Origin of the sequence: Methylobacterium oryzihabitans, from assembly GCF_004004555.2 — a bacterium.
GTDB lineage: Bacteria > Pseudomonadota > Alphaproteobacteria > Rhizobiales > Beijerinckiaceae > Methylobacterium > Methylobacterium oryzihabitans.
The window spans coordinates 71,001-84,709 of record NZ_SACP01000008.1; the positions used below are offsets into that span (position 1 = coordinate 71,001).

A 13,709-nucleotide genomic window follows, 5' to 3' on the forward strand; every position below is an offset into this window, starting at 1 on the left:
CGTCCTCGATCATCGCGCCTAAACCAACCCTCCCCCCTCTGCGGGGGAGGGTGGCGAGCGGAGCGAGCCGGGAGAGGGGATCGCGACGATTCGGGATGTGGCGCCGGTCAGATCAGTCGCGACCTTTCCGGAAGCGTGTTCCCCTCTCCCGCCCGGCCTCCGCCGGGCACCCTCCCCCGCAGGGGGGGAGGGTTCTTCCCGCGCGGATTACTCCGCCGCCACCGGCATCCGGGCCCGCTCCATCTCGCGCAGGGCGCGCCGGTACTCGACCGGCATCACCTTCACGAACCTGGTGCGGTAGACGTCCCACTTGTCGATGATCGCCTTGGCGCGCACCGAGCCGGTATACTTCAGGTGGTTGTTGATGAGCCCGACGAGGCGCTCCTCGTCGTGGCCCGACATGTCCGCCAGGATGTCGATGCGGCCCTTGGTCTCCAAGTCGCCGTCCTGGTGGAAGCGGCGCATGAACTCGTCCTCCTCCTCGACCGGCTCCAGGTCGACCATCGACAGGTTGCAGCGCTTGGCGAACGAGCCGTCCTCGTCGAGCACGTAGGCGATGCCGCCCGACATGCCGGCGGCGAAGTTGCGGCCGGTCTCGCCGATCGACACCACGACGCCGCCGGTCATGTACTCGCAGCCGTGGTCGCCCATGCCCTCGACCACCGCGATCGCGCCGGAATTGCGCACCGCGAACCGCTCGCCCGCCGCTCCGCGGATGTAGGCTTCGCCCGCGATGGCGCCGTACAGCACGGTGTTGCCGACCATGATCGTGCGCTCGGCCGGCGACTTGAGGTCGTCGGAGGGCCGCAGGATCAGCTTGCCGCCCGACAGGCCCTTGCCGACGTAGTCGTTGCCGTGGCCGGTGAGGATCAGGGTCACGCCGGCGGCGAGCCACGCGCCGAAGCTCTGGCCGGCGGTGCCGGTGAGCTTCACCGTCAGGGTGTCGTCGGGCAGGCCCTCGTGGCCGTGGGCCTTCGCCACCAGCCCCGACAGCATGGCGCCGGCGGCGCGGTCGGAGTTGCGGATCACGTCCTCGACGGTCTTCGCCTCGCCGGCCTCGATCGCGGTCCCGAAGGCCGCGATCAGCCGCCGGTCGAGCACGGTGTCGATCGGGTGCTTCTGCGTCTCGACGTGGCGGATCGCGACGTGGTCCGGCACCTCCGGCTTGTGGAACAACCGGGTGAAGTCGAGCCCCTTCGCCTTCCAGTGCGAGATCGCCGCGAGCTTGTCGAGGTAGTCGGAGCGGCCGATCAGGTCGTCGAGCTTCCTCGCGCCGAGCGCCGCCATCAGTTCGCGCAACTCCTCCGCGACGAAGAAGAAGTAGTTGATGACGTGCTCGGGCGTGCCCTTGAAGCGCTTGCGCAGCACCGGGTCCTGGGTCGCGACGCCGACCGGGCAGGTGTTGAGGTGGCACTTGCGCATCATGATGCAGCCGGCCGCGATCAGCGGCGCGGTCGAGAAGCCGAACTGGTCTGCGCCGAGCAGAGCCGCGATCAGCACGTCCCGGCCGGTGCGGATGCCGCCGTCGGCCTGGAGCGCCACCCGGCCGCGCAGGTGGTTGAGCACCAGCGTCTGCTGGGTCTCGGCCAGCCCGATCTCCCAGGGCCCGCCGGCATGCTTGATCGAGGTGAGCGGCGCCGCGCCGGTGCCGCCGTCGAAGCCCGAGATGGTGATGTGGTCGGCGCGCGCCTTGGCGACGCCGGCCGCCACCGTGCCGACCCCGACCTCCGCCACCAGCTTCACCGACACGTCGGCCGCCGGGTTGACGTTCTTGAGGTCGAAGATGAGCTGGGCGAGGTCCTCGATCGAGTAGATGTCGTGGTGCGGCGGCGGCGAGATCAGGCCGACGCCCGGGGTCGAGTGCCGGACCTTGGCGATCTTGGCGTCGACCTTGTGGCCGGGCAATTGCCCGCCCTCGCCGGGCTTGGCGCCCTGCGCGACCTTGATCTGCATCATGTCGGCGTTGACGAGGTACTCCGCCGTGACGCCGAAGCGGCCCGACGCCACCTGCTTGATCGCCGAGCGGCGCGAGCGGCCGTCCGGCATCGGCACGTAGCGCTCGCGCTCCTCGCCGCCCTCGCCCGAGTTCGAGCGCCCGCCGAACGAGTTGACCGCGATGGCGAGCGTCTCGTGTGCCTCCTTCGAGATCGAGCCGTAGGACATCGCCCCGGTGGCGAAGCGCTTCACGATGTCGGCCGCCGGCTCGACCTCGGCGAGGTCGATCGGGGTCCGGCCGATCTCCGCCGCGCTCTTGATCCGGAACAGGCCGCGGATCGTCTTGAGGTGGTTCTCCTGCTGGTTCACCAGCCGGGCGAACTCCCGGTAGCGCTCGGCGGCGTTGAGGCGCACCGCGTGCTGGAGCGTCGCCACGGTGTCGGGCGTCCAGGTATGGGCCTCGCCGCGCAGGCGGTAGGCGTACTCGCCGCCGACGTCGAGGGCGGTGCGGTAGACCGGCGCGTCGCCGAAGGCGTCGCGGTGGCGCTGCACCGTCTCCTCGGCGATCTCGGCCATGCCGATGCCCTCGATCGTCGTCGCCGTGCCGAAGAAGTCGCGGCCGACGAAGGTCGAGTTGAGGCCGACCGCATCGAAGATCTGCGCGCCGCAATAGGACTGATAGGTCGAGATGCCCATCTTGGACATCACCTTGAGCAGACCCTTGTCGATCGACTTGATGTAGCGGGTGACGATCTCGTCCTCGGTGAGTTCCGGCGGCAGCTCGTCCTTCATCGACAGCAGGGTCTCGAAGGCGAGATAGGGGTTGATCGCCTCGGCGCCGTAGCCGGCGAGGCACGCGAAGTGGTGCACCTCGCGCGGCTCGCCGGATTCGATCACCAGCCCGACCGAGGTGCGAAGCCCCTTGCGGATCAGGTAGTTGTGCACCGACGCGGTGGCGAGCAGGGCCGGGATCGGGATCCGGTCCGGCCCGACCGCCCGGTCGGAGAGCACGATGATGTTGTAGCCGCCGCGCACCGCCGCCTCGGCGCGGTCGCACAGGCGGTCGAGCGCCCCGTCCATCGCCTGCGCGCCGGTCTCGGCGGGATAGGTGATGTCGAGGGTCTTGGTGTCGAAGCGGTCCTCGAAATGGCCGATGCAGCGGATCTTCTCGAGGTCCGCGTTGGTCAGGATCGGCTGACGGACTTCCAGGCGCTTCTTGCGCGAGGTGCCCTCCAGGTCGAGGATGTTCGGCCGCGGCCCGATGAACGAGACGAGGCTCATCACGGCCTCCTCGCGGATCGGGTCGATCGGCGGGTTGGTCACCTGGGCGAAGTTCTGCTTGAAGTAGGTGTAGAGCAGCTTCGGCTTGTCGGAGAGCGCCGAGAGCGGCGTGTCGGTCCCCATCGAGCCGACCGCCTCCTGGCCGGTGACGGCCATCGGCTGCATCAGGAGCTTGAGGTCCTCCTGGGTGTAGCCGAAGGCCTGCTGGCGATCGAGCAGCGACACGTCGGTGCGCGATTCCCGCGGCTGGACCGGGCGCAGGTCCTCCAGCACGATCTGGGTGCGCTTCAGCCACTCCTTGTACGGGTTGGCGGCGGCGAGCTCGCCCTTGATCTCCTCGTCGGAGACGATGCGGCCCTTCTCGAGGTCGATCAGCAGCATCCGGCCCGGCTGCAGGCGCCAGGACTCGACGATCCGCTCGTCGGCGATCGGCAGCACGCCCATCTCGGAGGCGAGCACGACGAGGCCGTCGTCGGTGACGACGTAGCGGGCGGGCCGCAGGCCGTTGCGGTCGAGGGTGGCGCCGATCTGGCGGCCGTCGGTGAAGCACAGGGCGGCCGGGCCGTCCCACGGCTCCATCAGGGCGGCGTGGTACTCGTAGAAGGCGCGCCGCTCCTCGGTCATCAGCGGGTTGCCGGCCCAGGCCTCCGGCACCAGCATCATCATCGCGTGGGCGAGCGGGTAGCCGCCCTGGGTCAGGAACTCCAGCGCGTTGTCGAAGCAGGCGGTGTCGGACTGGCCCTCGTAGGAGATCGGCCACAGCTTCGAGATGTCATTGCCGAACAGCTCGGAATCGACGCTGGCCTGCCGCGCCGCCATCCAGTTGACGTTGCCGCGAAGCGTGTTGATCTCGCCGTTATGCGCCACCATCCGGTAGGGGTGCGACAGCCGCCAGGTCGGGAAGGTGTTGGTGGCGAAGCGCTGGTGCACGAGGGCGAGCGCCGACACGAAGCGCTCGTCCTTCAGGTCGAGGTAGTAGTGGCCGAGCTGGTTGACCAGCACCATGCCCTTGTAGACGATGGTGCGCGAGGACAGCGAGACCGGATAGAACTCCTTCAGGCGCTCGTCCTTGAGGGTGTAGACGGCGTTCGAGATCACCTTCCGGCACAGGAACAGCCGGCGCTCGAAGGCGTCCTGGTCGGCGACGCTGGCCGGGCGGCCGATGAAGACCTGCCGGTGGCGCGGCTCGCTCGCCTTCACGCTCACGCCGAGGTCGCTCGAATCGACCGGCACGTCGCGCCAGCCGATCAGGGTCAGGCCCTCCTCCGTGATCGCCTTCTCGACGATGCCCTCGACGAGGCGTGAGCCCTCCTCGTCCTGCGGCATGAACAATTGCCCGACGCCGTACTGCCCGGCCTCCGGCAGCGACAGGCCGAGGCGCTCGGCCTCGGCGGCGAAGAAGGCGTGCGGCATCTGCACCAGGATGCCGCAGCCGTCGCCCATCTTCGGGTCGGCGCCGACCGCCCCGCGATGGTCGAGGTTCTCGAGGATCTGGAGGCCCTGCTGGACGATGGCGTGGCTCTGGCGGTTGTGCATGTCGGCGATGAAGCCGACGCCGCAGGCATCCTTCTCCCGCGACGGGTCGTAGAGCCCCTGGGCGGCCGGCAGGGCCGGATCCCGCACGACGAGGGCCGGGCTCGCCGGGCCGCGGGTGGTGTGCTGGGAGTGGTCCTTGCCGCGCATCGTCTGGTTCTCCCTGCGCTCGCGCACGAGCGTGCTCAATCGGTGGGCAGGCGCTCCCGGACGGGGCACCGTTGACGCAACTGTCGGAGCACGCCCGGCGCCGGCTGGCGGCGCGATCTCGTGCGACCGTTTCGGTCGTGCGACCCTCTGGGTCGTGCGACCGACCCGCAGCCCGCCGCGACGCTGGGTCATCGGGCCGCCGGTTCAACTCTCGTCTGGGGTTCGGTCGCGTCTTGCATCAAGGAGCGCCCGCACCCGCGGGCGCTCGCTGGCCTGGATCAGCCGGCGTGCGCCCGCACTGCCCCGGGGGCAATGCGTTTCAAATCTCGATCGGCCGTCGTGCAAGCCACAAGCCAGCGCCCTTCGTCATCCGGGACGGCTCCCGGAGATGGGACAGCCTTGCTGTCCTAATCATGGACCCTGCCAGATTTCAATGAGTCCAGCAAGGGCCGAGATGGCCGGTCTTTGTTGTTTTCGTGCGCGACGTGCCGCCGCGCCGCAACGAACGAACGGCGAGGCGGCGTTGCCGGCAAGGATTCCGACGCCTCCGCTGCGGCACGCCTCCTGACACGCGGCACCGGCGCCCTTAGACACGGCCGGACCGACGCGGCTGGAGGCGGACCCCGGATGAACTTCGCGAGCGACAACGTGACCGGCGCCAGCACCGCGATCCTCGACGCGATCGTGCGGTCCAATGCCGGCCCGCTGGCCTCCTACGGCGCCGACCCCCTGAGCGCCGCCGTGACCGAGCGGTTCCGGGCGCTGTTCGAGTGCCCCGACCTCGCGGTGTTCCCGGTCGCGACCGGCACCGCCGCCAACGCCATCGCGCTCGCCGCCCTGGTGCCGCCCTTCGGCGCCTGCCTCTGCCACGAGGAGGCGCACGTCATGACCGACGAGTGCGGCGCCCCGGAATTCTTCATGCACGGCGCCAAGCTGGTCGGCCTGCCGGGCGAGGGCGGCAAGATCGCGCCGGCGGCGCTCGCCGCCCACCTCGCGGTGCCGGCCCGGGGCGTCCACCACATGCCGGTGCGGGCGCTGTCGCTGTCCCAGGCGACGGAGGGCGGGCTCGTCTACCGCCCGGACGAGGTCGCGGCGCTGTCGGCCCTCGCGCACGAGCACGGCGTGGCGGTCCACATGGACGGCGCCCGCTTCGCCAACGCGCTCGCGACGCTGGGCTGCACGCCCGCGCAGGCGACGTGGCGGGCGGGCGTCGACATCCTGTCCTTCGGCGCGAGCAAGAACGGGGCGCTCGCCGCCGAGGCGATCCTGGTGTTTCGCCCCGACCTCGCCGAGACCATCGCGTACCGGCGCAAGCGCGGCGGCCACCTGCTGTCGAAGGGCCGCCTGCTCGCCGCGCAGCTCGACGCCTACCTCGCCGACGGGCACTGGCTCGCCAACGCGGCACAGGCCAACCGGATGGCGGCCCGCCTCGCCCGCGGCCTCGCCCGCCTGCCGGGCGTGCGGCTGCCCTGGCCGGTCGAGGCCAACGAGGTGTTTCCGATCCTGCCCGCCGCGCTCGATGCCCGCCTGCGCGCCGCCGGCGCGGTCTACCACCCGTGGCGGACGGCGAGCCTGCCCGCGGGCGAGAGTGTCGGCGAGGGCGAGCGCCTCGTCCGGCTGATCTGCGCCTTCTCGACCAGCGAGACCGACGTCGACGCGCTGCTCGCCGCCGCGGGCGCCGACGGCGCCTGACGAGGGCGTCCGTCAGGCGAAGGTGAAGTTCGCGGCGGTGAGGCTCGATGCCTGGAGGTTCCGGATCGTCACGGTGTCGCCGTCGCCGTAGGCGAACACCGCGTCCGCCCCGGCCTGCCGCAAGGCCGCCTGCACGCCGGCGAAATCCGCGAACGCCCCGTTGTTGAACGCGATCACGTCCGCCTCCGCCCCGCCGGCCACGAAGTCGCGGATCACGTCCTGCCCGTCGCCGCGCCCGAACGCGAAGCGGTCGCGCCCGGCGCCGCCCACCAGTTCGTCGTTGCCGGCATTGCCGAACAGCAGGTCGTCGCCGTCCTCGCCGGACAGCGCGTCGTCGCCCGCCCCGCCCGACAGGTAGTCGTCGCCGCTGCCGCCGGTGAGCAGGTCGTCGTCCTCCTCGCCGAACACGCCGTCGTTGCCGTCGCCGCCCGTCAGCGTGTCGCGGCCGAACCAGCCCCGCACCTGATCGTCGCCGGCACCGCCATCGACCCGGTCGTCGCCGAGATCGCCGAACACCGTGTCGTTGCCGAGGCCCCCGTCGACGCTGTCGTTGCCGGCGAGCCCGTGCAGGTAGTCGGCGCCGCGCCCGCCCCGCACCGTGTCGTCGCCGGCGTTGCCGCGGATCAGGTCGGCGAAGTCGCTGCCGGTGAGGGTCAGGTCGCCGGGGCCCTCGCCGGTGATCGTCTCGAAGTAGCCGACGAGGGTGAAGGCGAGGCCGGCCGGGGCCGAGGCGTTGCCGGCGGCGTCGACCTGCACGACCTCGACCCTGTGCGCGCCGGGACCGAGGGCGGCGGGGTCGTAGGCGGCCACCGCCGCGCCGTCGACGGTGGTGCGCAGGGTTCCGCCGGCCTCGGCCGGGGTGACGGTGAGGCGCGGGTCGGCGGTGACGCGGTCGCCGGCATCCGGGCCGGTGTCGTGGGTCAGCGCCAGACCCGGCGCCGCCGGCGCCACGGTGTCGAGCACGAGGGTTCCGCCGGCCCGGGTGACGGTGTTGCCGAGGCGGTCGGTGATCGTCAGCGTGCCGGTGACGGTGCCGTCGAGCCCCGACAGGTCGAGGCGGCCGGGTCCGTTGCCGGCGAGCGTCAGGCTGCGGCTCGTCGTGCCGTCCGAGAATGTCGCGACGGCGGTGGCGTCGGGGTCGAGGCCCGCGAGGGTGAAGGCGACGGCGCGCGCCTCGGCGGCGTTGACGACGGTGTCGGCGCTGGCGTCGAGGGTCAGCGCCGCGTCGCCGCCCGCGTCGGCCGTGGTGTCGACGGCGAGGCTGCGCGTCGCCCGCACGGCCGGGTTGCCGGCGCGATCGCTGACGTCGGCGGTGAGGACGAGGGGCGTGCCGGCGGTGTCGGGCAACGCCGCGACGTCGGCGCCCGGCACGGTGACGCTCCAGGCGCCGCCCGTCACCGTCGCGACGTAGCTGCGGCCGGCGAGCCCGAGGGTGACGGTGCGGCCGTCCTCGGCGGTGGTGGTGCCGGCGACGACCAGCGCCGTGCCGTGCTCGGCGGCGGAGATCCAGCCGTCGCCGGCGACCGGGCCGATGGTCAGGCCGGGGACGCCGTGGTCGAGGATCGTCGCCCCGCCGGCGAACCCGCCCGCCACGGCGTTGCCGGCGAGATCCTGGATGCCGGTGCCGTCGGCCGCGAGGTCGAGCCGCAGCGTCCCGTCGCCGGTCACGTCGGCCAGCGTGACGGTGTAGGTGGCGCCCGAGCCGCTCACCCCGGCGATGCGCGCCGCGGCGCTGCCGGTGAGGACGAGCGCGAAGTCTGCGGCGTCGAGCCCGGTGACGGCTTCCGAGAGCGTGACGGTCTGGGTCAGAGTGCCGGCGTTGGTCGGCCCGGCCGTGTCCGGCGTGATGGCGACGACGGCCGGAGCCGTGCGGTCGAGGGTGAAGGCGAGGCTCGCCGCCGCCGAGACGTTGCCGGCGGCGTCGGTCTGGGTCACCGTGACGGTGTGGGTGCCGTCGGCGAGGGCGGCAGGGTCGTAGGCCGCCGTCTCCGGCGCACCGTCGAGGCGGTAGCGCAGGCTCGCGCCGGGCTCCGCCGCGACGGCGAGGCGGGCGTCGTTGGTCAGCCGGTCGACGGCCGAGGCGCCGGTATCCGCCGCCAGGGCGAGGCCTGGGGCGGCCGGCGCGGCGGTGTCGATGACGAGCGCCTTGGCGGCGGCGAGCGAGCCGGGGCTGCCCGCGGCCGGCAGGGCGAGGGCGGCATCGTTGCCGGCCGCGTCCCGGATCGTGCCGCCGTTGAGGGCGAGGGTCAGCGCGTCGAGGTCGGCGGCGGTGTCGCCGGGCTGGACGGTGTAGCGGAACACCAGACTGGCGGTGCCCGAGCCGGAGACGTAGTCGACGGCGCGGTCGGTGGCGCCGGTCTCCAGGGTGAGGCGGGGCGTGCCGGTGACGGTGACGGCCTCGGAGAAGCCGACCGCGATGTCGATGACGCCGCCGGCACCGTAGGCGCCGTCGGGGGTGGTGGCCGTGAGGCCGGTGACGGTGGGGGCGGTGGCGTCGACGGCGAGGCCGGTGACGGCACCGCTGGCGGACGCGATGCTGGCGAGGTCGAAGGTGGCGGTCGGGCGCGAGGTGTTGAGGCGCACCGACACCGTGGTGTTGCTGAAGTAGTTCGCGACGAGGATATCCTGCCGCCCGTCCCCGTTCACGTCGGCAGTCGTCACCGAGATGGGACCGCTCCCGGCGGGGACGTCGTCGGCGCTGGTGAAGGTACCGTCGCCTCTCCCCAGACGAACCGACACCGTGCCGCTGTCTCGGTTAGCGACGAGGATGTCCTGCTGCCCGTCCCCGTTCACGTCCGCCGTCGTCACCGAGTAGGGACTGTTCCCGGTGGCGACGTCGGTGGCGTTGGTGAAGGTACCGTCGCCGACACCCAGACGAACCGACACCGTGCCGCTGTCCGCGTTCGCGACGAGGATATCCTGCCGCCCGTCCCCGTTCACGTCCGCCGTCGTCACCGAGTAGGGACTGTTCCCGGTGGCGACGTCGGTGGTGCTGGTGAAGGTGCCGTCGCCGACACCCAGACGAACCGACACCGTGCGGCTGCCGGGGCTCGCGACGAGGATGTCCTGCCGCCCATCACCGTTCACGTCCGCCGTCGTCACCGAGTAGGGACTGTTCCCGGTGGCGACGTCGGTGGTGCTGGTGAAGGTGCCGTCGCCGACACCCAGACGAACCGACACCGTGTCGCTGTTCGAGTTTGCGACGAGGAGGTCCTGCCGCCCGTCCCCGTTCACGTCCGCCGCCGTCACCGAGCGGGGATAAATCCCGGTAGCGACATCGGTGGCGCTGGTGAAGGTGCCGTCGCCGACACCCAGACGAACCGACACCGTGCCGCTGTTGTAGTTCGCGACGAGGATGTCCTGCCGCCCGTCCCCGTTCACGTCCGCCGTCGTCACCGAGCGGGGCAAACTTCCGGTTATGACGTCGCTGGCGCTGGTGAAGGTGCCGTCGCCTCTCCCCAGACGAACCGACACCGTGTTGCTGCTCTCGTTCGCGACGAGGAGGTCCTGCCGCCCGTCCCCGTTCACGTCCGACGTCGTCACCGAGATCGGATAAGCTCCGGTGATGACGTCGGTGGCGCTGACGAAGCTAGTCCCGCCCGGATCCCTCACGGTGCCGCCGTCGAGGGTCAGGCCGATCACCGTCAGGCCGCTCGTGTCCTGCCCGGCCGCCGCCGTGTAGGTGAATCGCGGCCGGCCGCCGCCGTCGGTGCCGCTGTAGACCGCCTGTCCGCCGTTGCTCAGCGTCAGGAACGGCGTGCCGCCGCGCGTGTCGACCACCACCGGGGTCGCGGTGGACAGGGTCAGCACCACCTGCCCGCCGGGCCCCAGCACCGTACCGGCCCCCGCGGAGGCGCCGATCGCCGTGGCGGCGGTGGTGAAGGTCGGCGGGGGCGCCGTGTCGATGACCAGCGCCTTGGCGGCGGCGAGCGAGCCGGGGCTGCCCGCGGCCGGCAGGGCGAGGGCGGCATCGTTACTGGCCGCATCCCGGATCGTGCCGCCGGCGAGGCCGAGGGTCAGCGCGTCGAGGTCGGCGGCGCTGTCGCCGGGCTGGACGGTGTAGAGGAAGGTCAGGGTGTCGGTGCCCGAGCCGCGGGCATAGGTCGCCTCGCGGTCGGTGGTGCCGGTCTCCAGGGTGAGGCGGGGCGTGCCGGTGACGGTGACGGCCTCGGAGAAGCCGACCTGGACCGCGATGACGCTGCCGGCCCGGTAGGTGCCGTCGCGGGTGCTGGAGGTCAGGCGGGTGACGGTGGGTGTGGTGGTGTCGACGACCAGCGCCTTGGCGGCGGCGAGCGAGCCGGCCGCGCCCGCGGCCGGCAGGGCGAGGGCGGCGGCGTTGCCGGCCGCATCCCGGATCGTGCCGCCGGCGAGGGCGAGGGTCAGCGCGTCGAGGTCGGCGGCGGTGTCGCCGGGCTGGACGGTGTAGCGGAACACCAGACTGGCGGTGCCCGAGCCGGAGACATAGTCGACGGCGCGGTCGACGGCGCCGGTCTCCAGGGTGAGGCGCGGCGTGCCGGTGACGGTGACGGCCTCGGAGAAGCCGACCGCGATGTCGATGACGTCGCCGGCGTGATAGGCGCCGTCGGGGGTGGTAGAGGTCAGGCCGGTGACGGTGGGGGCGGTGGTGTCGACGGCGAGGCCGGTGACGGCACCGCTGGCGGACGCGATGCTGGCGAGGTCGAGGCTGGCGGTCGGGCGCGAGGTGTTGAGGTGCACTGACACCGTGCCGCTGCCGAAGTTCGCGACGAGGATGTCCTGCTGCCCGTCCCCGTTCACGTCCGCCGTCGTCACCGAGGCGGGATTGCTCCCGGTGGGGACGTCGTCGGCGGTGGTGAAGGTGCCGTCGCCGACACCCAGACGAACCGACACCGTGCCGCTGTCGAAGTTCGCGACGAGGATGTCCTGCCACCCGTCCCCGTTCACGTCCGCCGTCGTCACCGAGTAGGGCTTGTCCCCGGTGGGGACGTCGGTGGCGCTGGTGAAGGTGCCGTCGCCGACACCCAGACGAACCGACACCGTGCCGCTGGCCTCGTTCGCGACGAGCAGGTCCTGCCGCCCGTCCCCGTTCACGTCCGCCGTCGTCACCGAGGAGGGCTTGTCCCCGGTGGGGACGTCGGTGGCGGTGGTGAAGGTGCCGTCGCCGACACCCAGACGAACCGACACCGTGCCGCTCGAGTTGTTCGCGACGAGGATGTCCTGCCGCCCGTCCCCGTTCAAGTCCGCCGTCGTCACCGAGAAGGGACTGCTCCCGGTGGGGACGTCGGTGGCGGTGGTGAAGGTGCCGTCGCCGACACCCAGACGAACCGACACCGTGCCGCTGCCCGCGTTCGCGACGAGCAGGTCCTGCCGCCCGTCCCCGTTCACGTCCGCCGTCGTCACCGAGATGGGACGGCTCCCGGTAGCGACGTCGGTGGCGCTGGTGAAGGTGCCGTCGCCTCTCCCCAGACGAACCGACACCGTGTCGTCGAATCGGTTCGCGACGAGGAGGTCCAGCCGCCCGTCCCCGTTCACGTCCGCCGTCATCACCGAGATGGGCAAGCTCCCGGTGGCGACGTCGGTGGCGGTGGTGAAGGTGCCGTCGCCGACACCCAGACGAACCGACACCGTGCCGTCGCCTTGGTTCGCGACGAGGATGTCCTGCCGCCCGTCCCCGTTCACGTCCGCCGTCGTCACCGAGCGGGGCAAACTTCCGGTTCCGATGTCGGTGGCGCTGACGAAGCTGGTCTCGCCCGGATCCCTCACGGTGCCGCCGTCGAGGGTCAGGCCGGTCACCGTCAGGCCGCTCGTGGTCTGCCCGGCCGCCGCCGTGTAGGTGAATCGCGGCCGGCCGCTGCCGTCGGTGCCGCTGTAGACCGCCTGTCCGCCGTTGCTCAGCGTCAGGAACGGCGTGCCGCCGCGCGTGTCGACCACCACCGGGGTCTCGGTCGACAGGGTCAGCACCACCTGCCCGCCAAGTCCGAGCACCGTGCCGGCCCCCGGGGAGGCGCCGATCGCCGTGGCGGCGGTGACGTTGGTTCCCAGCAGCACCGACACCGTGCCGCTGCCCTCGTTCGCGACGAGGAGGTCCTGCCGCCCGTCCCCGTTCACGTCCGCCGTCGTCACCGAGATGGGACCTCCCCCGGTGGGGACGTCGTCGGCGCTGGTGATGGTGAAGGTGCCGTCGCCTCTCCCCAGACGAACCGACACCGTGTCGCTGCCTGCGTTCGCGACGAGGATGTCCTGCCGCCCGTCCCCGTTCACGTCCGCCGTCGTCACCGAGTAGGGACGGCTCCCGGTAGCGACGTCGGTGGCGCTGGTGAAGGTGAAGGTGCCGTCGCCTCTCCCCAGACGAACCGACACCGTGCCGCTCAAGTAGTTCGCGACGAGGATGTCCTGCCGCCCGTCCCCGTTCACGTCCGCCGTCGTCACCGAGATGGGACCTCCCCCGGTGGGGACGTCGGTGGCGCTGGTGAAGGTGCCGTCGCCTCTCCCCAGACGAACCGACACCGTGCCGCTCGCGTTGTTCGCGACGAGGAGGTCCTGCCGCCCGTCCCCGTTCACGTCCGCCGTCGTCACCGAGATGGGACCTCCCCCGGTGGGGACGTCGGTGGCGCTGGTGAAGGTGCCGTCGCCGACACCCAGACGAACCGACACCGTGTTGCTCAAGTAGTTCGCGACGAGGAGGTCCTGCCGCCCGTCCCCGTTCACGTCCGCCGTCGTCACCGAGCGGGGATTGCTCCCGGTGAGGACGTCGGTGGCGCTGGTGAAGGTGCCGTCGCCTCTCCCCAGACGAACCGACACCGTGCCGCTCGAGTTGTTCGCGACGAGGATGTCCTGCCGACCGTCCCCGTTCACGTCCGCCGCCGTCACCGAGCGGGGATTGCTCCCGGTAGGGACGTCGGTGGCGCTGGTGAAGGTGCCGTCGCCTCTCCCCAAACGAACCGACACCGTGCCGCTGTTGTAGTTCGCGACGAGGAGGTCCTGCCGCCCGTCCCCGTTCACGTCCGCCATCGTCACCGAGTAGGGGCTGTATCCGGTGGTGACGGGGCCGGCCTCGAAGAAACGGATCGTCATCGGACTCGCCTTTTCGCATTGCCGCCGATGGACGAAGCACAAGGCCACCGCCCCTTCGTGCGCAG

At 71.8% G+C, this 13,709-nt stretch carries 3 protein-coding genes; 1 reads left to right on the forward strand and 2 read right to left on the reverse strand.

The genetic code is table 11. The features are described from left to right. Positions 1–207 precede the first annotated feature (207 nt). Positions 208–4,899, reverse strand: a complete 4,692-nt coding sequence (gene gltB / locus EOE48_RS10035; protein WP_127728774.1) for a glutamate synthase large subunit — start codon at positions 4,897–4,899, stop codon at positions 208–210. Positions 4,900–5,526: 627 nt separating this feature from the next. Between gltB and EOE48_RS10040 the strand changes: the two genes are divergently transcribed. Further along, positions 5,527–6,591 (forward strand): threonine aldolase family protein, encoded by a 1,065-nt coding sequence (locus tag EOE48_RS10040; protein ID WP_127728661.1) that lies wholly within the window; start codon positions 5,527–5,529, stop codon positions 6,589–6,591. Positions 6,592–6,603: 12 nt separating this feature from the next. On the opposite strand, the gene EOE48_RS10045 is transcribed toward EOE48_RS10040, so the two are convergent. Further along, positions 6,604–13,644: an FG-GAP-like repeat-containing protein gene (locus EOE48_RS10045; protein ID WP_127728662.1), complete on the reverse strand. Its 7,041-nt coding sequence runs from the start codon at positions 13,642–13,644 to the stop codon at positions 6,604–6,606. Positions 13,645–13,709 lie beyond the last annotated feature (65 nt).